Origin of the sequence: Xanthocytophaga flava, assembly GCF_030068545.1 — a bacterium.
GTDB classification, from domain to species: Bacteria; Bacteroidota; Bacteroidia; order Cytophagales; family 172606-1; genus Xanthocytophaga; species Xanthocytophaga flava.
The window spans coordinates 20,634-42,863 of record NZ_JASJOR010000039.1; the positions used below are offsets into that span (position 1 = coordinate 20,634).

18 protein-coding genes are annotated in these 22,230 nt (G+C 38.1%); 10 read left to right on the top strand and 8 right to left on the bottom strand.

Going from position 1 to position 22,230, the window contains the following annotated elements:
* Positions 1-44 precede the first annotated feature (44 nt).
* From QNI15_RS34380 to QNI15_RS34405, 6 genes are all read left to right on the top strand, one after another.
* Positions 45-197 (top strand): DUF4295 domain-containing protein, encoded by a 153-nt coding sequence (locus QNI15_RS34380; RefSeq protein ID WP_313988078.1) that lies wholly within the window; start codon positions 45-47, stop codon positions 195-197.
* Between the two features lie 121 nt (positions 198-318).
* The gene (gene ftsY, locus QNI15_RS34385) at positions 319-1,281 is read left to right on the top strand and encodes a signal recognition particle-docking protein FtsY (RefSeq protein WP_313988075.1); all 963 of its coding nucleotides are present in this window, start codon (positions 319-321) and stop codon (positions 1,279-1,281) included.
* Between the two features lie 354 nt (positions 1,282-1,635).
* Positions 1,636-1,956 carry a hypothetical protein gene (locus tag QNI15_RS34390; RefSeq protein WP_314036368.1) on the top strand — a complete coding sequence of 107 codons (321 nt, stop codon included), beginning with the start codon at positions 1,636-1,638 and terminating at the stop codon, positions 1,954-1,956.
* Between the two features lie 72 nt (positions 1,957-2,028).
* Positions 2,029-3,348 (top strand): 30S ribosomal protein S12 methylthiotransferase RimO, encoded by a 1,320-nt coding sequence (rimO, locus tag QNI15_RS34395; protein ID WP_313988069.1) that lies wholly within the window; start codon positions 2,029-2,031, stop codon positions 3,346-3,348.
* Between the two features lie 86 nt (positions 3,349-3,434).
* Positions 3,435-4,334 carry a helix-turn-helix domain-containing protein gene (locus tag QNI15_RS34400; protein ID WP_314036370.1) on the top strand — a complete coding sequence of 300 codons (900 nt, stop codon included), beginning with the start codon at positions 3,435-3,437 and terminating at the stop codon, positions 4,332-4,334.
* An 89-nt stretch (positions 4,335-4,423) separates the two neighbouring features.
* Positions 4,424-5,269, top strand: coding sequence for an SDR family oxidoreductase (locus tag QNI15_RS34405; RefSeq protein ID WP_314036372.1), 846 nt, complete (start codon positions 4,424-4,426; stop codon positions 5,267-5,269).
* Between the two features lie 52 nt (positions 5,270-5,321).
* Here the strand turns inward: QNI15_RS34405 and QNI15_RS34410 are convergent, their stop codons facing one another.
* From QNI15_RS34410 to QNI15_RS34430, 5 genes are all read right to left on the bottom strand, one after another.
* Positions 5,322-5,840, bottom strand: a complete 519-nt coding sequence (locus QNI15_RS34410) for an energy transducer TonB (RefSeq protein ID WP_313988063.1) — start codon at positions 5,838-5,840, stop codon at positions 5,322-5,324.
* 179 nt (positions 5,841-6,019) lie between these two features.
* Positions 6,020-9,202: an efflux RND transporter permease subunit gene (locus QNI15_RS34415; protein ID WP_314036374.1), complete on the bottom strand. Its 3,183-nt coding sequence runs from the start codon at positions 9,200-9,202 to the stop codon at positions 6,020-6,022.
* A gap of 121 nt (positions 9,203-9,323) precedes the next feature.
* On the bottom strand, positions 9,324-10,442 hold the full coding sequence (locus QNI15_RS34420; RefSeq protein WP_314036376.1) for an efflux RND transporter periplasmic adaptor subunit: 1,119 nt from the start codon (positions 10,440-10,442) through the stop codon (positions 9,324-9,326).
* A 39-nt stretch (positions 10,443-10,481) separates the two neighbouring features.
* Positions 10,482-11,822 carry a TolC family protein gene (locus QNI15_RS34425; RefSeq protein WP_314036378.1) on the bottom strand — a complete coding sequence of 447 codons (1,341 nt, stop codon included), beginning with the start codon at positions 11,820-11,822 and terminating at the stop codon, positions 10,482-10,484.
* 317 nt (positions 11,823-12,139) lie between these two features.
* A complete protein-coding gene (locus tag QNI15_RS34430; RefSeq protein WP_314036380.1) occupies positions 12,140-13,552 on the bottom strand; it encodes a trypsin-like peptidase domain-containing protein in 1,413 nt (470 codons plus the stop codon).
* Positions 13,553-13,794: 242 nt separating this feature from the next.
* Between QNI15_RS34430 and QNI15_RS34435 the strand changes: the two genes are divergently transcribed.
* Positions 13,795-14,520: a hypothetical protein gene (locus QNI15_RS34435; RefSeq protein WP_314036382.1), complete on the top strand. Its 726-nt coding sequence runs from the start codon at positions 13,795-13,797 to the stop codon at positions 14,518-14,520.
* A 5-nt stretch (positions 14,521-14,525) separates the two neighbouring features.
* On the opposite strand, the gene QNI15_RS34440 is transcribed toward QNI15_RS34435, so the two are convergent.
* Positions 14,526-15,422, bottom strand: a complete 897-nt coding sequence (locus QNI15_RS34440; RefSeq protein ID WP_313999283.1) for an archaemetzincin — start codon at positions 15,420-15,422, stop codon at positions 14,526-14,528.
* 86 nt (positions 15,423-15,508) lie between these two features.
* On the opposite strand from QNI15_RS34440, the gene QNI15_RS34445 reads away from it, so the two are divergent.
* The 3 genes from QNI15_RS34445 to rseP all read left to right on the top strand — a co-directional run bounded on the left by QNI15_RS34445 (position 15,509) and on the right by rseP (position 19,820).
* On the top strand, positions 15,509-17,011 hold the full coding sequence (locus tag QNI15_RS34445) for a GH3 auxin-responsive promoter family protein (RefSeq protein ID WP_313999285.1): 1,503 nt from the start codon (positions 15,509-15,511) through the stop codon (positions 17,009-17,011).
* Between the two features lie 77 nt (positions 17,012-17,088).
* On the top strand, positions 17,089-18,252 hold the full coding sequence (locus QNI15_RS34450) for a 1-deoxy-D-xylulose-5-phosphate reductoisomerase (protein WP_313988043.1): 1,164 nt from the start codon (positions 17,089-17,091) through the stop codon (positions 18,250-18,252).
* A gap of 164 nt (positions 18,253-18,416) precedes the next feature.
* Positions 18,417-19,820, top strand: coding sequence for an RIP metalloprotease RseP (rseP, locus tag QNI15_RS34455; protein ID WP_313999288.1), 1,404 nt, complete (start codon positions 18,417-18,419; stop codon positions 19,818-19,820).
* A gap of 64 nt (positions 19,821-19,884) precedes the next feature.
* Here the strand turns inward: rseP and QNI15_RS34460 are convergent, their stop codons facing one another.
* On the bottom strand, positions 19,885-20,574 hold the full coding sequence (locus tag QNI15_RS34460) for a methyltransferase domain-containing protein (RefSeq protein WP_313999291.1): 690 nt from the start codon (positions 20,572-20,574) through the stop codon (positions 19,885-19,887).
* Positions 20,571-22,217, bottom strand: a complete 1,647-nt coding sequence (locus QNI15_RS34465) for a hypothetical protein (protein ID WP_313999294.1) — start codon at positions 22,215-22,217, stop codon at positions 20,571-20,573. Before QNI15_RS34465 ends, QNI15_RS34460 begins: the two co-directional genes overlap by 4 nt.
* Between the last annotated feature and the right edge of the window lie 13 nt (positions 22,218-22,230).

The window sequence follows — 22,230 nt, forward strand, 5'->3', positions numbered from 1 at the left end:
TGATTACTCAATTAACTCTTCATCTTACTAACGTTTACAAAGAAATGGCAAAGAAAGTTGTTGCGACCCTGAAAAAAAATGATGGCAAAGGTTTTGTCAAAATCATTAAAGCTGTAAAGTCACCAAAAACTGGTGCTTATACATTTAAAGAAGAGATGGTATCTACTGAAGAAGTACAAGCCGCTCTGAAACGCTAAGCGCATTTTGATTTCAAATCTAAAAAGTCCCTTGTTGGGACTTTTTTTGTTATTTTAGGCCATTAATTCACCCGGTTCCAAAATTAGCTTATTCTGGCAACCTGAAATTTGAAAAATACACATGGGACTTTTCGATTTTTTAAAACCTAATAAAGAAGAACAAAAAGAGTCATTAGACAAAGGACTGGAAAAAACAAAAGAAAGCTTCTTTAGCAAGCTAGGTAAAGCAGTTATTGGAAAGTCAAAGGTGGATGAAGAGGTACTCGACGAACTGGAAGAGATACTTTTGACATCAGACGTTGGAGTTGCCACAACCCTCAAAATCATTGAGCGTATAGAGAAAAGAGTTGCAGAGGATAAATATTTAAATGCCAGTGAACTGGATTCAATTTTAAGAGACGAAATATCAAAGTTACTATCAGAGAATCGTTCACAGGACATCAAAAACTTTGATGTGCCAGATACAACCAAACCCTATGTGATTATGGTGGTAGGTGTAAATGGTGTAGGTAAAACTACTACTATTGGTAAGCTGGCAGCTCAATTTCATAAAGCAGGAAAGAAGGTGGTATTAGGAGCAGCGGATACCTTCCGGGCGGCAGCCGTAGATCAGCTAAAACTGTGGGGACAACGGGTAGGTATTCCAGTAATTGATCATGGCATGAATACTGACCCAGCGTCAGTTGCCTTTGATGCAGTGAAACAAGGAAATGAACAAAAGGCTGATATTATTATTGTAGATACAGCAGGTCGTTTACATACAAAGGTTAACCTGATGCAGGAACTCACAAAAATAAAACGGGTTATGCAGAAAGTGGTGCCAGATGCTCCTCACGAAGTATTGTTGGTATTAGATGGTAGCACAGGTCAGAATGCATTTATTCAGGCTCAGGAGTTTACAAAAGCTACTGATGTAACAGCACTGGCTATTACCAAACTGGACGGAACGGCCAAAGGTGGTGTGGTAATTGGGATATCAGACCAGTTTAAGATTCCGGTTAAATATATAGGTGTAGGAGAAAAAATTGATGATCTGCAGTTGTTTGATAAGGTTGCTTTTGTCAATTCCTTATTTAAAAAATAAACTATCCTATTTTATTTATTTTCAAAAGGCATCTGAAAAATAGTACTCCTTGAGATCCCATATTATTCTCAGCCTTCTGTTTCTCACATATAGCTGTTCTCCATTGGAAGAGCAGGAGCAAACAATTGAAATGATGTGGGTAGGCTGGGCATGTGATTGCCCTGATAAAACCAACAGATCTTGCCCTGGTAGATTCATCAGGATATGATTGCGAAAAAGAAGGAACTTGCATTGATATAGTACCAGCCTCATCTGATCTTAAGATACCAGCAGAACACTGGCAACAACCTGATGGATGGCATCATTTTCGTTTTACAGGGAGATTTTATACAACGAAATGCCCTTTGTTAGGTAATGCGGATTGTGTGGGCAAAAACGTTTCGCTATACAAAGTATGAATATATTTTATCGCCCTGGCAAATCGCCAATCGAACTTTTTTAATCAAAGATAGTGTTGCAGAAAGAATAGTAGAGAATCTTCCTGAGATAAAAGATAGTTTGAACCAAGTTGATGCATACCATGAGAAATTATATCAGGTAACCTCAGTAGAACCTGCAACCACATCTTATCCATATTATTGTATTGCATTGGAAACAACCACAGGAGACTCAATTGTAAAAAAGTATAGAGTTGACGCCTGTAATGGGTATGTTGAACCACTCACAGAATACTAAAAACACAAATCATATTTCTCTGACAGATAAGCTCACTCTTTACTTACTGTCATTCTTTTGTCAGAAACATAAATGAAAACCAAAGGATCTGTAAAAAACAAAGTCAACATTGTGACGTTGGGGTGCTCGAAAAATCTCGTGGACTCGGAAGAAATCTTTACCCAACTCAGGGCAAACCAGTTTGATGTAACACACGAGTCGAAAAAAGACGATGCCAATATTGTTATCGTTAACACATGTGGCTTTATAGACAATGCTAAACAAGAATCTATTGATACAATACTACGTTACGCTGATGCCAAGGAACATGGATTAATTGATAAACTCTATGTCACTGGTTGTCTTTCACATCGGTATAAAGACGATCTGGAAAAAGAGATCCCAACTGTTGATGCGTATTTTGGTACTAATGAACTACCTCGCCTTCTCAAAACATTAAAGGCAGATTACAAACATGAACTGGTTGGCGAACGGCTAATTACTACACCCGCTCATTTTGCCTATCTTAAAATTGCTGAAGGCTGTGATCGACCATGTTCATTCTGTGCCATTCCACTGATGCGTGGAGGGCATATATCTAAGCCGATCGAACAGCTGGTTAGAGAAACACAAAGTCTGGTAAAGCGTGGTACTAAAGAACTTATTCTGATTGCACAGGATCTTACCTATTATGGGTTAGACTTATACAAAAAACGCCGTCTTGAAGATTTGCTTCGTGCTCTTTCCGATGTAGAAGGGCTGGAGTGGATACGTCTTCAATATGCCTACCCATCTGGCTTTCCAATGGAGATACTGGATGTAATGGCTGAACGTGACAATATCTGCAAATACCTGGATATGCCACTGCAACATGGATCCAATAAAGTGTTGAAGTCTATGCGTCGTGGGATTACCCGTGAAAAGACAGAAGAACTCATTCAGCAAATTCGTAGTAAAGTTCCAGGTATTGCCTTACGTACTACACTGATCAGCGGTCATCCGGGAGAAACAGAAGAGGACTTTGAAGAAATGTATCGCTTTGTAGAAGAAATGCGTTTTGACCGTCTGGGTGTATTTAATTATTCACATGAAGAGAATACACATTCCTATACAATGGAAGACGATGTACCAGAGGATATCAAACAGGAACGTACAGATGCTATCATGGAACTACAGCAGGGAATCTCCTATGATTTGAATCAGGCAAAGATAGGTCATACATACAAAGTCTTATTTGACCGTAAAGAAAATGGCTACTTTATAGGAAGAACAGAGCATGACTCACCTGAAGTAGATAATGAAGTACTAGTAGAAGCAACATCAGATACGTATATACGACAAGGAGACTTTGCGACTGTTATTATTACGGATGCAACAGAGTTTGACTTATATGGACAGCTAGTAAAAGCCTAGTTGAAAATAGGTTAGAAATAAAGATTAAGCCATGGAATAACCATGGCTTTTTTTATGTTGCATGTCTAAGTCTTTTTATACAACTTATGATTCAACAGCAGACCTTACAGGATTACCCGTTTCAGTATCTTTCGTCATCCGCTAATCAGTCCAAAGATATCTTTGCTGCCTACTCCATTGAGGACTTTTCCAGAGAAACAGCACAGGTTTCTTCTATCTATTGCCGCAGAGACTTTTATAAAATTACTCTCATCAGTGGAGATGCCACGTATTCATATGGTGACCGACAAGTTATGTTACAAGCAGGGCAGTATGCACTGTTATTCACCAATCGTGAGATTCCTTATAAATGGGAAATACACAGTGGTACATGTCAAGGATATGGATGTATCTTTACCGATGACTTTTTGCCCTTACATACATATCTGCGTCCAAGTGACTGGACAGTCTTTGATCCGAATGGACAATCCCTCTTTTACCTGAATACCGAACAGGTAGAACTATTCAGTAACTTATTTAAGAAGATGATCAAAGAATACTCATCATCATATCTACATAAACAGCAACTAATATTCATTTATTTGCTGGAATGCATTCATGAAGCATTGAGAATGGAACCGTCCATAACCGATACTAATTTTTCAGCCGCCAATCGTTTAACAGAATCATTCAGAGAGTTACTTGCTCAACAGTTCCTGGTTATTACATCACATCAAAAATTAAAATACCGGACTGCTCAGGATTTTGCAGATAAGTTAGCTGTTCATGTCAACTATCTCAACCGGACGTTAAAAGCTGTCACTGGCAAAACAACCACTCAGCTAATAAATGAACGCATCATACAGGAAGCACGGGTCTTGCTGCTTCATACAAACCTGCCCATAAATCAGATTGGCTATTGTCTGGGTTTTGAAGAAGCTACGCACTTTACCTATTTCTTTCACAAACACACCCAGATGACGCCTTCGTCTCTACGTCAGGTTTGATTTTCGTCAGTGTTGGTTTGAATGGTGTCAGTTGTCTCCGAAGGGCATTCTTTACTTTTGTAAATAATCACAATTAAACTTACAAAAGAATGAGAACATGGTTCATTACTGGTAGTTCAGCAGGATTGGGAAGAACCCTGACTGAGAAATTACTCAAACGAGGAGATCGGGTAGCTGCAACATTGCGAAAAACACATGCTCTTGATGATCTTAAAGCGGAGTATGGTGATCGGCTTTGGATAGCCCAACTGGACGTAACACATATACCTGCTATACATCAGGTTATGCAGGATGCCTTCAATGCTTTGGATCGAATTGATGTTATCGTAAACAATGCTGGCTATGGACTTTTTGGCTCAGTAGAAGAGGCTAGCGATGACCAGATACGAAAGCAGATAGAAACAAATATTATGGGATCTATCCAGATAATTCGGGCAGCACTCCCCTATCTCCGTGCTCAGGGGGAAGGACGTATTATACAGCTTTCATCAGCCGGTGGGCAAGCTACTTACCCTAATTATGGGTATTATCATATGACTAAATGGGGTATAGAAGGATTTGCAGAAACTGTAGCTAAAGAGATTTCTATATTTAATATCGGTTTGACAATAGTAGAGCCAGGAGCGCTTAGAAATGGATTTGTAAGCAACATGGATAGCACGACTCCTATGGAAGTATATGCACAAACGCCAGCAGGAGAAGTACGCCGTCTGATCCAAAACAATGCATTTCCCATTCCAGGCGATCCGGAAAAGACAGCTCAAGCAATTATTGACTCAGTGGATGTAACTCCAGCGCCATTGCGATTGGCACTAGGCCCAGATGCTTATACAGCGATACGCTCATCTCTTGTGTCAAGGCTTGACTCTTTAGATGCTCAAAAGGATATAGCCATGTCAACAAAAGTGGACGAATATATCAACACAGAAATGTAAAAGAAAAGCCTGGAATTGCTTCCAGGCTTTTCGCGTATCTTTAATATTACTATTAGTTCAACACAAAGTGAATATACATAGTATAAGGCATATCTACAGGTTCGTCATCCTTTTTACCAGGATTCCATTTAGGCATTACTGTTAACAACCGAACAGCTTCCTGATCACATCCTGCACCTAGTCCACTAATCACTTTAGGTGTAGTAATAGTGCCATCTTTTTTTACCATGAACCGGACAAATACATCGCCCTCAACTTTGTCTGTTCTTGCTTCTTCCGGATACTTCATATTCTGAGATAAAAACTCATTCATTTTATCCTTGCCACCTGGAAATTCCGGAGGGACAAATCCTTTGACTTTCACATTTCGTAAGGTGTCTTTCTTTACTTCTTTGTACTCAAACGTCAAAGAATCCTTTACTGCACTAGCTGTACTTTTTGCCTCACTGGTTTTAGCTTTAACTTTTGTAGCAGTGGTGGTTTTCTTTTGTGTTTTAGTGCTTTTCTGCTGTCCTATTGCCAGCCCTGCCACCATTAGAAATAAGCCAATCAAATAAAATATCTTCCGCATAATGTACTAAGGATAAGTTACATATCATTTACGAACAAAATTAAGTCAAGGTTTCTATAACTCCAGCTGAATGTATGATAAATGCTTAAATAACTCTACTCCTCTCTACAAGTTACTGGCTGTCAATATTCAACTTCAACGCTTATAATAAAAAGCTGATTTGTAAAGATTTATAAAGCTTAGTGTTTACTCTCTGATGGATCATCTTCTGATGGTCTCTGAGTCTGCATTTCTGCCAATTTCTTCTTACCATAAGCAATTTTGGTGATAGTGACATACAAGACCGGCACGAAAAAGATAGCCAGTAAAGTTGCTGACAACATACCACCAAACACAGTCCATCCAATGGTACGACGGGCCATTGCCCCTGCACCTGATGAAAACGCCAATGGTAATACTCCCAGAATAAAAGCTAAAGAAGTCATTACAATAGGGCGTAACCGCAATCGTGCTGCTTCTAAAGTAGCTTTAACAACTTCCATGCCTGCATCTACCCTTTCTTTCGCAAACTCCACAATAAGAATGGCATTTTTGGCAGCCAGGCCAATCAGGGTAATCAATCCAATCTGTGCATACACATTGTTGGTAAGTTGCGAAGAGAAAGTAAGAGTCAATATAGCGCCAAATGCACCAATAGGTACTGCCAGCAAGACGGAAAAGGGAACAGACCAGCTTTCATACAAGGCAGTTAAAAACAGGAATACAAACAAGATAGATAAACCAAATATATAAATGGTGCTTGATCCTGCAGCGATTTCTTCCCGGCTTAAAGCAGAAAATTCATATCCATATCCAACAGGCAATACTTCGGCAGCTACTTCTCTTAGTGCTTCAATAGCTTGTCCACTACTAAATCCAGGAGCAGATTCACCATTGATTTCCGCAGACCGGAACAAGTTAAAATGGGAAATGAGAGGTGCACTTTCTACAACTTTATAGGAGGTCAATGTACTTAGTGGCACCATCTCTCCACTCTGGCTACGCACATAATATCTTCCTAACTCTTCGATGGTACCTCTGTATGATGTATCTGCCTGTGCGACTACCCGGAAGTTACGCCCATATAATGTAAAGTCGTTGACATAGGCACTTCCCATAAACGTTTGCATAGTGCTAAATACATCTGAAACTGCGACTCCCAACTTTTTACATTTTTCCCGATCTACAGTTACCTGATAACCAGGTGTACGGGCAGTGAAGAAAGTAAATGCTCGACTGATTTCCGGACGCTGATTTGCTTTTGCCAGAAACTGCTGCAGCACTCGTTCAAACTCTTTGATATCCTGTGTAGCTTGTCGTTGCTCTAATACAAAAGTAAAACCAGCGGTCTGCCCTAACCCAGGGATAGGAGGTGGTGGAATTACAACAATGTTTGCCTCCTGAATAGCCGCAAATTTCTTCCGTAACGTACCAATTAAAGCACCTGCCTGTAATGAGTCGGCTTTTCGATCGGCCCAAGGCTTCAGCTGGCAAAACACAGTACCACTACTGGATTTAGATGAGAAGTTTACTACGTTCAATCCACCCAGACCAGCAAAGTGAGCAATGCCTTCTGTCTCTTTCAAGATTCCCATCATCTGTTTCAATATAGCCACCGTGCGGGCAGAAGAGGAAGCATCAGGTAATTCAAACGTAATAATAATCCTTCCTTCGTCTTCTACAGGAATAAAACCTGTTGGCTTATTCACAAATAAAACTCCTGTACCCACAAACAGACATAGTAACAAGATAAGTGCATAGCGTCCATACTGAATGGTTTTCTGTACACCTTGCCCATATCGATTGGTAGTACGTCCAAACCATTGGTTAAACTTATAGAAGAACTTATTTAACCCACGAGAGTTTTGATCTAACTTCATAGGTTTTAGGAATAATGAACAAAGGGCAGGTGTTAGTGATAATGCGACAAATGCAGAAATCAATACAGAGACAGCAATAGTTATCGCAAACTGCTGATACAATCGGCCTACGATGCCCGGTATAAATCCAACAGGTACAAACACAGCGGCCAGAATCAATGCAATGGCAATAACAGGAGCTGAAATATCTTTCATGGCCTTTACAGTAGCCTCTTTGGGTGAAAGTCCCTCCTCATCGATATAGTGTTGCACAGCCTCTACCACCACAATGGCGTCATCCACCACAATACCAATCGCCAGCACCAAACCAAATAGGGTTAGTGTATTGATTGTAAATCCCAATGGAATAAACATGGCAAATGTAGCTACAATAGATACTGGAATAGCTAATATAGGAATCAAGGTTGCTCGCCAGCTTTGCAGGAACAGAAATACCACAATTACCACCAGAATCAATGCTTCTACCAGTGTATGTACTACTTCGTCAATTGAAACTTCTACCACAGACACTGCTTCAAAAGGCACTACATAATCTACATCAGCAGGAAAAGATTTCTTTAATTCTTCCATAGCTGCGTATACACCCTTGGCGGTCTCCAATGAGTTACTTCCCGGAGCCTGATATACCAGTAGGTAAGAAGCAGGACGACCATCTACAAATGAGTTGCTGGCATAGTTAAATTTTCCCAGTTGTACACGTGCAATATCTTTCAGATAAACCAAAGCTCCTCTCTGAGGATCACTCTTTACAATAATCTTCTCAAACTCCTCAGACCGAGCCAGACGTCCATTCACATAAATAGTATATTCAAAAGCTTGTGTATTTTTCTGAGGTGGCACACCCACTGATCCGGCTGCTACCTGTACGTTTTGCTCTCTCAACGCATTAAGTACATCGGTAGCTGTCATATTTACCTGAGCCAGCTTGTCTGGCTGCAGCCAGATACGCATACTGAAATCATCAGCTCGTGTAAAGATATCTCCTACCCCTTTTACCCGTAACAAGGCATCTTTTATATAAATATTGGTATAATTATCTGTAAATGGCACATTATGGCTCCCTTTGGGAGAATATAATGCAACCAGCATCAAAATACTTGGATTCCGTTTCCGAACAGTCAAACCTAACCGACGTACTTCATCTGGTAATTGAGGCGTCGCTACACTCACACGGTTCTGTATATCCAGAGTAGCGATATCTATATTGGTACCCACTTCAAAGGTAACGTTCATCGTCATCCTTCCGTCACTGGTACTGTTGGTAGACAGATAAGCCATACCTGGCGAACCATTCACCTGAGATTCGATAGGTGTAGCCACAGTTTGTTCAACAGTTTGAGCATCGGCCCCTGTAAATGTACCCGTTACCTGTACTACAGGTGGAGTAATTTCCGGATACTGGCTCACTGGCAAATTGATCAAAGCCAGTATCCCAACCAATAAAAGAACAATAGAAGCAACTATAGCTGTTTGGGGGCGTCTTATAAATACATCAGCAATCATATAAATCGTGACTTAGGCGTTAATGTTTGTCCATAAAATCTTCTTTCTACTTTATCAGCAGAACAAAAGAGGCTAAAAAATGAAAGGATACCCTTTGAAAGAAGTATCCTGAATATATATCTTATCGGGAGGCTGTTTTAGCAGGCTGCGTCTGGACAGGGGCCTCATTTTTAAGTTTCTGAATTCCTTCCACAGCTATCTGTTCTCCTGCATTCAATCCGGTGGTAATAATTGTCTGATCCTGTAATACCGCCCCCAAAGAGACCTTACGTTGCTCAGCCTTATTATCTTTGATCACATAGACAAAATATTCACCCATCTGCTCTATAACCGATTTAGAAGGAACCAGCAGTTGGCGTTTACCCGACTTATTGAGAACCTGAACAGTTGAACTCATTCCCGTTTTCAACAGGTGTTCAGTATTCGGAAACTGTAAACGGATTCGAATAGTCCCTGTTTGTGGATTAACGGCTCTGTCTATAACCGACAACTGTCCAGGTGTATCATATTTTATACCTCCAGGCAATATCAACCGGAATGTAGAATCACTTGTCGTCTTTTGTTTAGGCAGGTTATAAAAACGCACCATTGTCTTCTCATCTACTTCAAAGTCAACGGCCATTGGATTATCAGAGGATATTGTATTCAATAATGTTTGTCCCTGATTCACCAATGCTCCCATCTTTACCTGAGAAATTCCAATGGTACCTGTAAATGGAGCAAGAATAACAGAATAGGAAAGATTAGTACGGGCAGTGGTCAGATTAGCTTGTGCAGACGTTACCTGTAATTGTGCATTTCGTAAATCAGTTTCGGCATTTTCAGCAATCTGACGTGCTACAGCATCCTGTTTTAGTAAGCGATTATAACGATCTGCATCACGCTGAGCTTTTTCTACATTGGCTTCGGTAATCCGCAGGTTGGCTAATGCCTGATCATAGGCAGCCTGATAACGGATACGGTCAATTTCATAGAGTTTCTGTCCTTTCTTTACAGTCTCTCCCTCTTTAAAAAAGATACCTGTTACATACCCATTTACCTGTGCTAGTAAAGTTACCTCATTAAGCGCGACAATTGTGCCTGGAAAATTATCATAGTAGACTGGATCTCCTTCCTGTACAACCTGAACAGTTACAGTTATGGCAGCATCTGGCTTAGCTCCCTCTGTAGCTGCTTTTTTTCCACATGAGGTGAATCCTATTAAAAATATACTAAAAAAAAGAATGGATAAACGTTTCATGAATAGTAGATAGATTTTGAATCATGTAACAGATAGTATTTATTCGTTGTATGGGACAGTACCCATAGCACGTAAAAGATCGTATTTGCTGGAGATGACCCGCAACAACGCATTTCTGGCGTCTAACTGTGCACTACGTAGGTCTGTTTCTGCCACAATAACCTCGAGATATTGTTTTATTCCTTCCTTATACTGAAGATTAACAGTATTGTACACATCCCGCGCAATCTCTTCATTTTCTTCAAGCACCTTCCAATCACTTACTGCACTTTTATAATTGGCTAGGGCTAATCTATACTCTGAATTGATTTGATTTTTTAAACCTTTCTGCTGCCAGTCAAAACTGCGGATCTGCAATTCAGCCTTTTGTACATTACGAAGCCGTTTAAAACCCTGAAATAAGGGAACAGAAAGTCGAAGCCCATAATAAGTGTATGGATAGGACCTATTGTATAAATCAGATATATTATCATTAAGATATAGAAAATCATGCGTAAATATGGCTGACAGAGTAGGTAAGAAGGCCCAGCGGTAATAAGATAGATTGGTCTCCTGTAGCTTAAGAGCAGTTTGTAATTGTTGGTATTCAATCCGGTTTACAGGTTCCAATGTTTGAAGTGTATCAACAATGGCAGCTTGCCGTAAACTAGCTGTATCAAATGCTACCACCAAATCATTTTCAGCAGGGTATCCGATGGTTTGTTTTAATACAGCTGTCTTATAAATAATACTTTCCTGGGCAGCTTTCTTTTGTGAACGAGCACTGTTTAAAGCAATAGTAGCTCTTTTATAGTCTATCTTATCTGTGATACCGCTTTCATATTGGTTATAGGTATCTCTCAGGTTTCTTTCCAAGCGCAGGATATCCTCATCCAGGATAGAAAGTTGGTCCATAGTAATAAACAGATCGAAGAATGCCTTACTCACATTAACTACGACATCTATTTTGGATGCACTAACATTCTGAGAAGCCTGTTGACGAAGCACAGGTGCAGTCCGGGCAGCTAATCTTAGATTATTGTTAAAGATGGTTTGTGTAGCAGAAAAGATAAGATTGGAATTATTTTTTAGACCAAATTGTACTGCCCGCCTTTGGCCAGTAGCTGCATCGGGAATAATATTCGTTTGCAGCTTAATATAATGGGTAATGTCATAATTGAAGTTTATTTGTGGATACCAGTCTGCCAGATTAATCTGTACATCTCTTTGGGTGATTTGTTCTGCTATTTTTTGTTGCTGAAGAGTTGGTTCATTCTGCAGTGCATACTTAATACATTCATCTAACGTCATATTTTGGTTATTCGATTGTGAATAACCCAGATCAGGTAGTAAATAAAAAGAGCATAATAGAATCCAACCAGATACTAAAAATCTTTTCATAAATCGATAATAAGTGGAGAGAATATGAATAAAGCTATATCTGTATGATTTACGCCAACAATCTTTCTTACAAAAAAGTGCAATTAGTGTTGGACTTATGGTAACCTTTTCTGTTCCGAGGATAAAAAGAATAATAATCTATCAAAAATAAATACTAGTTTAATAAAATTCGATAGTTTTACTAAACTCATTTTCAGCAAATTAATCATCTTCTATAAGACCACAATACATTTTCACTTATTTGTAAATTTTTATATCTTTAACAAAAAAACCTGTCCATTAGAGACAGGTTTTTTTGTTATCTTCTTATTACTTATTTAATAATACATCTGGTAGGTGACTCTCTCACCGGAAGGGTCTAATCCTTCAATAATCAAACGCCCTCTTACATTTCCCATCATGTCAACCACATCTTTAGGTGCGTTTACTGGCTGACGGTTAATAGAAGTGATGATGAATCCTTCATCAAACTGACTTAACACGCCACGTCCTGTAATTTTTACAATCCGTACCCCATTCTGTAATCGAAACTTATCTTTCTCAACTTTAGACAAAGCTTCCAGCTCTGCACCCAGCGATTCTGCTTTATAGGTTTCATGTTTCAGTAAACCTGTTGTGCCTTCTCGATTTGTTAGCGTCAGCTGTCCTTCTTTGGTATCATTACCTCTGCGATAAGTCACCGTTATTTTATCTCCCGGACGATAGAAACTCAACTGCTCATCAAACTCTGCCTTGCTATTGATAGTCTGTCCATTTACTTTCAGAATCACATCACCCTTACGTAATCCCAGCTTTTCTGCTGCAGAACCAGTTTCAAGATATGTCACAACGGCACCAGAATAATCATTCAGAGCATACTTTTCAGCTGTTTGGCTATTGATGTCTGAAACTTCTGCTCCCAGGAAACCCGTCTGTACTTCCCCGTATTTCACCAGGTCATTAAATATCTTGTTTACAATATCTACAGGAACAGCAAAACCATAACCTGTGTAGCTACCTGTACGTGATAAAATTGCACTATTAATACCAATTAACTCTCCTTTGATATTTACTAAGGCACCTCCACTGTTACCAGGGTTGATAGCAGCATCTGTCTGAATAAAAGACTCAATAGGAAACTGACTACCCAAAATACCAATATTACGACCTTTTGCACTTACAATACCAGCTGTCACTGTAGAAGTAAGGTTAAACGGATTACCAACAGCCAGTACCCATTCTCCTACCTGTACATCCCGGCTATGGGCTAACTTAATAGCAGGTAATCCTTTTCCTTCGATTTTTAACACAGCAATATCTGTAGACGGGTCAGTACCAATCATCTTGGCTTTGTAAGATCGTTTATTATGTACTACCTCAATAGAGTTCGCATTTTCAATTACGTGGTTATTGGTTACTACATACCCATCTGCTGTAAAAATTACTCCAGACCCGGAACCAGAAACTTTTTGTTCGCGACCTCCGCCACCAAAAAACCAGTCAAACATATCATACTGATTGGCAATGGTTGAGGTGGTTTTAATAAATACTACACTGGATGTACTGGCAGCAGATGCTGCCACAAAGTCAGCATTTATTGGTGAATTGGTATAGGCCTGACTGACAGTTCGCATTACAGAATTAGTATTTTCTGGTAGAACCGGAGTAGAAGAAGTTCCAAAGTGCTGAAACAAAAAGGCTCCAAATACTCCCGAGCCTAAGCTTAACAAAACTGTTTTTAATGTTTTCATTAGGGTTCAGACAAAACAAACATACTGTAAACTAACTCTTTTCTGACATAGAATCAAAAATTATGCAATAGAAAGAAAGACGGAAAAACTATATCCTAGATTTTGGTTGGATTATCCCCTATTCCGAATCATCTCGCATATCCTCTCTTTCCTGATTTTTTCAATTAAACATAGGTTACCTACTAATCTCAAAGGTATTAAAATTTGAAAATGTATATCTTTTACTACAACGCTACCTACCTATGAAAACGTCATTAATAGCTTTTGTATTACTTACAATCTTTAGCAGTTGCGGAGAACTCGAATCGTCACAAACGCAAACACTCTTTGACCAGCCACAACCAGCAGATGTCAAAAACACAACGGAGCTTGGCAAAAAAATTCAAGGTACTTATATGAATCAGAAGATTCATATTTCTCAGGATTCTTCAGGCTTTTATTCGGATACTACTTTTTTGCAAGTATATTCCAATTCAATCCTTTCAGTATCCCGATTCTTTCTAAAACAACATCGTAGGGATTTGGATCTTCCTGATTCGGTAAAAAAATTAAATAACACAGCTTTACTCTCCTATGTTACCAAAGAAGAAGGTTTGACCAAAGCATATTTTGTTGCAGATACTCTATTTTGTTTTACACAAATCTCTGACACAATTCTTAAACTTTCTGCACCTACCATACTTCGCTACTACAAAGGTTCCTACTTTATCAATACTCCAGTTGAACCATCTGGTTGGGAAGTAATGCGACTAACACCTAAAAAGAATTATCTTCTTGTGAGCTACTTATATGCAGAGGATTCCATCACCACAGATATTGAACAAATCACACCCGTGAAAGTGACAACATACGAACAGGATAGCTCCAGCTATACTTTCACATCTATCAATCCAAGTCGAAAGGAATTTAAGAAACTGATCAAAGAAGATTTATTTACAACAGAAAAAGTCTACAGGAAAATCCGATAATCTTTTCAATCTTCAGAAATAGCCTTAATACTCCTATCATAAAAGCCGATCAGTTCGTAGTTTTTTTCATTTATCCAAAAACTACGAACTCTCGTCAAATGCTGTTTTTCATCCTGCTTTAGATTCCAACACAATTTTCGCAAACATTCCGGACAAAAATAAGTAGGACGCCCATCCATCTCATACTTGTTATTACTCCCATTCATACAACATTCATATTTGACACAATGTCTAATAGAAAACATATGTCCGATTTCATGAGTCGCAGTCCGGATTGTCCGTTGAAACACCTGATCAAATTCTTTAGGATTATCAGCACATCCAAAGCGATTAATAGACCACACACCCACACGTTTTTTCAAAGATGCTAAACCAAAGACATAGTTCCAATCTGGTCGGGGATATAAATCATAGGTTGTAAATGCGATTAAAACAGCGGCATCACCAGGTAGCACAGGAGCTAACACGTCATTGAGAATCAGACTGGCACTTAGTTGTATACCTGTATCTTCCCGTTCTCTTGAGTCTTTCAGAAAGTTGGCATTCTCAGGCACGGACACATACTTTACCTGAAGTCCATAAAATAACCAGAGATAACGAGCAGCTTTTGAAACGATTTGTAATTCTGCGGGAGAGAATGTTCCAATACGCATAATATAAATTTTGTCACGACCACCATCCAGACGAGTGGGCTTTTTGTTCACATAGGTTTCAAAAGACTGATAGGTTTCTTTGTGTTCTGCCAGCCATTCTCCTGGCATAGGTTGTTCTTTTAACTTATGTAAAGGAGTTAATTTCTGTTGTATAACGACTCGACTGTCTTTCTTTTCTTTACACGAAATCATTAACAAACATAAAATTCCTCCCACTAAGAGAGTTCTTACATACTTCTGATTTAACATACAATGCAGACTGATGGCTTACAGATAAAATTGTATCTAAATGTAGAAATATAAAACAGTAATTGAAAAAGGTGTATTTTTACCGCATGGGAATTCGTTCATTTTTAGCAAAGCCATTTGCCTCATCCGTTGTAAAAGCACAAAATCGGTGGGCAGCGGCACCAGTAGAATCACAGAATGCAGTTTTTCAGTCACTGCTTGCAGGAGGAAAAGATACACTTTTTGGAAAAGAACATGGGTTTTCTTCTATTCGTACATATGAAGATTTTAAACGTCAGGTCCCTGTACGGGATTATGAAGATATTAAATCCTATATTCAGCAAGTAAAAGATGGTAAGTCAGATATTCTCTGGAAGGGTAAACCTCTGTATTTTGCCAAAACATCAGGTACAACTTCTGGAGTGAAGTATATTCCCATTTCAAAGGAATCTATTCCCAATCATATTAACTCTGCCAGAAATGCACTGTTGACTTATGTACATGAGACAGGCAAAGCAGACTTTCTGGATCGCAAACTAATATTTTTGTCAGGTAGTCCTATTTTGGATATGTCAGGTGCCATTCCAACAGGCAGGCTGTCGGGTATAGTTAATCATCATGTACCAGGCTATCTGCGTACCAATCAACTCCCCAGTTATACAACCAATTGTATTGAGGATTGGGAAACAAAACTCGATACAATTATTGGAGAAACGTTATCAGAAGATATGTCATTGATATCTGGTATCCCACCTTGGGTACAGATGTATTTTGATCGTATCATTGCCAAGACAGGCAAACCTATCAAAGATACATTCCCTAACTTTTCTTTGTTTGTATATGGTGGTGTAAATTTTGAACCTTATCGAGCCAAGATTTTTGAATCGATTGGAAAGAAAATAGATTCCATAGAGATGTTCCCTGCCTCAGAAGGTTTCTTTGCTTATCAGGATAAACAAATACATGAAGGATTATTATTGTTATTAAACAGTGGAATCTTTTATGAATTTATTCCAGCAGAAGAGTTTTTCAATACCAATCCCACTCGTCTTAGTATTGCAGATGTCGAACTAGGTAAAAACTATGTATTGATTGTAAACAATAATGCAGGTTTATGGGGATACAATGTAGGTGATACGATCAAGTTTGTCTCCAAAAATCCATACCGTATTATCGTATCTGGCCGTATCAAACATTTTATCTCAGCATTTGGAGAACATGTGATAGGAGAAGAAGTAGAAAAAGCAATGCAATATGCCATGCAAAAACATCCGGAAGTAGAATTGATTGAATTTACAGTAGCCCCAATGGTAACACCAGATGGAGATCAATTACCTTATCATGAATGGTTTGTAGAATTTGCCAAACTACCACAGGATATGAATGCGTTTGCCAGAGATATCGATCAGAAATTAGTTCAACTAAACGTATATTATAAAGATCTGATTTCAGGTAGTATATTACAAACCCTAAAAATTACTGCCTTACAACCAGATACATTCCGTAAGTACATGAAATCCCAGGGTAAACTGGGTGGACAGAATAAAGTTCCCCGATTATCCAATGATCGGAAACTGGCTGATGAACTGGTAAAATTCAGAATCAATTAAGCATTAGGAAATACAGGAGTAAAAGAAATCATATATATTACTGAGCAATTACATCCCTAAAAGCTCGGTTCCCTATTATGGATATTCAAAAAAAACGGGTTGCTATCCTGGGTTCAACAGGATCTATTGGCACACAGGCATTGGAGGTAATTCAGGCCAATCCAGAATCATTTGAAGTAGAAGTATTAACAGCACAGAATAATGCAGATTTACTAATTCAACAAGCGATACAGTTTCAGCCTAATGTAGTTGTTATCTGTAATGAAGACTTGTACGAAAAAGTAGCGGCTGCCTTAATTAACCATCCGGTGAAAGTATATGCAGGCGCTAAATCTATGGCGTCTGTAGTTCAGATGGAAAGTGTTGACATTGTATTAACAGCCTTAGTAGGCTATGCAGGATTGATCCCAACCATAAAAGCCATTGAAGCAGGTAAGCCTATTGCTCTCGCCAATAAAGAAACTTTGGTTGTAGCAGGTGAACTGGTTACTCAACTAGCACGTGAAAAAGGAGTAAGTATTTATCCGGTTGATTCTGAACACTCAGCCATTTTTCAATGTTTGGCTGGTGAATGGCACAATCCCATTGAGAAGATTATTTTAACAGCGTCAGGAGGACCGTTTCGAGGCAAAGACAGAGACTTCCTACGCACAGTAACCAAAGCCCAGGCACTCAAACATCCTAACTGGGATATGGGAGCTAAAATAACCATTGATTCAGCAACTCTTATGAATAAGGGACTTGAGGTTATTGAAGCTAAATGGTTATTTGGTATAACTCCATCTCAGATAGATGTGGTAGTTCATCCGCAATCCATTATTCACTCATTGGTTCAGTTTCAGGATGGTAGCCTCAAGGCACAAATGGGCTTACCGGATATGAAACTTCCTATTCAATACGCATTAGGTTATCCTAAACGACTTTCTGCGGATTTCCCACGATTTAACTTTGCCAATTATCCGACTCTTTCCTTCGAAGAGCCTGACAAAAAGACATTTATAAATCTTCAACTAGCTTTTGACGCCTTAGATAAAGGGGGTAATATGCCTTGTATCGTGAATGCGGCTAATGAAGTGGCTGTGGCAGCATTTTTGAGAGAGGAAATAGGATTTCTGGAAATATCTGACTGGATTATTCGTTGTATGGCTAAAGTACCGTATATTGGCAATCCGACATTGGACGACTATATCCATACAGATAAAGAAGCCAGACGGATAGCATCTGAACCTCTTACAGTGTAAAGTTTTAACAATCTTTCTGATTATCATTCGTCTTCAATATAGAAAGATATAGAATAGAAGAACTGATATGAATCTTACAGATGCGCATTCTCAAATAAAAAACGAGTATTTATTTCTAATTCAATATAGTAATTTCACATATCAAATTTAGCACTGAAATTTAAATGGATGTAGTAGTAATGATTGCCCAGCTATTGTTGGGTTTATCCATTCTGGTAGGCGTACATGAGTTGGGGCATTTCTTGACTGCCAAATGGTTTAAAATGCGTGTGGAGCAATTTGCCTTAGGCTTGCCTCCTCAAATGTTTGGCTTGAAATTCTTACCTGCTAAAATATTTAGTGTTCGTCATGGTGAAACAGAATACCTGTTATCACCTCTGCCTTTAGGTGGTTATGTTAAGATTGCCGGTATGATGGATGAATCGATGGATACAGAGCAGATGGCAAGTGAACCCCAACCTTGGGAGTTTCGTAGCAAGCCAGCTTGGCAGCGCTTAATTGTTATGATGGGTGGAATTATTGTCAATGTCATCACCGGCATTGTAATCTTTGGCTTCCTGTTGTTAATTTATGGAGAGCAATATATTCCAACAAAGGCATTGAAATATGGCATTGTGGCAGGTCCTGTTGCTCAGAACATGGGACTACGTACAGGCGATAAAATAGTAAAGTTAAATGGACAGACATTTGAAGACTTCTCTGATATTTCCAAATCGCTTTTAAACTCAGGAAGTTACTATACTGTTGAACGTAATGGACAATTAATTGACCTGCAGGTTCCGGATAAGCTGTTAAACGATCTATCCAATAAGAAGAGTCCTCAGAACTTCATCTTCCCCCGGATGACTTTCACGGTTGATACAGTTCCTCCTGTTGAACAACCAGGTTTTCTTGCCCGTCTGATTCTTCAGATGAAAGGCAAAGACCCTGTAGCAAAAGAAAGTCCTGCTCAAAAAATCGGATTGCAGTCTGGTGATAAGATTGAAAAAGTAAATGGTACTCCTATCCGTTTCTTTGATGAGCTTCAGGAAACGCTGAAAGCTAATAAAGGTAAAACCGTTACATTTACCATTAACCATAAAGGTACAGTAAGAGAAGCTACAACTCAGTTGGATACAACTGGCGTATTAGGATTTATTCCAAAACAAGATATTGAAACGGCAACTATAGATTATAGCTTTGGAGAAGCATTTGCCAAAGCCCCATCCAGAGCATTTGAAGTAATCGGAAATCAACTGAAAGCGTTTGGAAAGATCTTCAGAGGCGAATTATCTCCTACCAACTCTTTAGGTAGCTTTATTTCTATTGGCAAATTGTATGGAGGTATCTGGGATTGGGAAAAGTTCTGGAGTCTGACAGCAACTCTTTCTATGGTACTGGCATTTATGAATTTCCTTCCAATTCCAGTACTGGATGGAGGACATGTAGTATTCTTATTATATGAAATGATAGCAGGTCGTGCGCCTTCTCAGAAATTCATGGAGGTAGCTCTTCGTTTTGGCATGGTACTCCTCTTTGGTTTAATGGCGTTTGCAATTGGCCTGGATTTCTATCGCTTAGTAAGATAGATAACAGAGTAAGAGAAGAATGATACAATAAAAAAGCGAGGGATTAATTCTCTCGCTTTTTTATTTAGTTAACAGCTTTTAATACTGCAATAAATTGCCATTTAGGAGATAAGATGGTTCTCACTATAGGAAGATGTTCATATAATTGGATATGATTATTCATATCTATTATTTCAAGACCCGCACCCTCACACAGTTTACTAAAGCGTTTTTTTGTAAAATATCTTTCAGGTATGTTTATTCCATATGCCCAGTTTCCTACAATGTCCATCATCTTAAGCATAAGTCGTGAGTAATAACTATATTCAAAATGATCTTTTATAAGCACGATTTTACCTGTTCTAGCAGCTTCTGTCAACAAGACTGGTGTATTTTCACCAGCATGATGAAGTACATCGCAAAAAGTAATTACATCAAATGACTTATCAGCAAAAGGAATATAAGATCCATCAAATGTTTTGTATTTTTTCCATTTTGCATTGTTCTCCAAGCCTTCTGGTAGCGGATGAATATCTATACACTGCCAAATAGTATTAGGCAAGCTTTCATTAATTGATTCTGCAATAATCATATCACCACATCCAACATCCAAGCAATGAACATTTGTATCTTTAGTGGAAAAACAATCAATAATATTCTGTTTTAGTAACTGAGTTAAAATGCAGGTTCGTCTGTTATGTGAAGCCTTTTGATGAAAATGTATTAATAGTTTTCTTATGATCCCTTTCTGTATATTAACAATTGGCGAACTCATTGATTAATGCTGTTATAGGTTACTTTATAGATTGTCGTAACTCCAAACGTTCTAACTTTTATCCACGGTTGAGCACGAAAACGTTTAATAAGTTTTTTGAGTTGTTCTCTTTCTAACTTACCAATATCCTCATCAGGAAGAGGTATATATATATTAACTGTGTTATGAGAGATGATATTAGAGCGATCTATTAGTTCAGGTAAACATAAATAAGCACCTCCCATTGCAGCATGATCAGCTAAACGATATCCATAATGAGGAGTAACAAAAATATTTTCCCCTTGTTGTTCTTCATACAAAAACTGACTCATTGTATATAAATCTATAATATCAGGGTTTGCATATTTTTTTTTTATTTTAAAAAAATATTGTCCAGTCCCTACTACTATACTAAAGAGTACCAATATTGTAAGTAGACGAATATATATACGCTTGACTGATGTATTATAGATTTTAGTAAATATCAACCATAGGCTTACAGCTAAAGGAGCATAATATCTTTTCTCTGCTACATATGTCCACCCTGCTAAAGTTGTAGATGGTCCTAAAATAACAGTGAATATGATCAGGGAACACAGATTTACACAGATGGTTATTATGATAAACATCTCCATTAATCCATCCTGGCATTCTAAATAAAATATTCCTCTTCTGATTATACTACCACTTTTCCTATTATCTTCATCTGTAACCTTATGTTTTATAACATTTATCCATTTCAATAAAAGTACAATAGTTAAAATACATATAGCAAATTGAAATAGAAAAGATAATGTGTTAGCAGCAGGGTATTTAAGAATTTTATAAAGAAAACTATTAATAAACTCTACACTAAAAGAACTATCAGCAATAAAATTTGTCATCTTCCCTAAATCTTTCCAATGTAAAGACTTAAATAAAATTCCATCCGGGTGTCTGTTACTTAAATAATCCCCACCACTACCACTCTGTAAGATAGACTGGATACTCACTAAAACTATAGTTGTCAGCAAAGCAACCATAGAAAATTTCCACAACCGTCTATTATAGATTGTAGAAATTAATAATAAAAATAAAGGAATCCAGAAAAATAGATAATAAGCATATCTGAAAAAACAAGTCAGATAGGATAAAGCTCCAATAGAAAAAGCCAACAGGTATGACCTATAGGAAAAATATTCTCTTTCAACTACTTGAAAAACAAATCCCACAGCTAGAAGAAATAATCCTAAGGCCAATAGATCAGATAAACCACAGTATTGAAATAATATAGGTGCAGAAAGAAAAAAAGCCCAGAAAATCCAAATAGCGTTAAAAGAAAACTGTGAGATATATTTTTGTACTATATAATAACACCCTAATATAATTAACAAAAAAGCAAATAGTGTTGCAAACCATAAAGACAAAGACATTGAGAAAACTGACATCAAAATAGCTAACAGATATTCTACTCCTGGAGCAAACGTTTTATCAGGAATATACATCACTTCAGCTAAATTGGTAGTAGTAATATATCCTTGTGTAAAACCATGTCCTCTTAAATAAGAAACAGCACGAGCTGTTTGCAAAATGGTATCATCAATAATGCGAGGTGAGTAATAACTAACAGAACTTATATAGATTACTATACCTATAATAGAAAAAATATACTCCTGCCTTTTCATAAACTTATTTCAC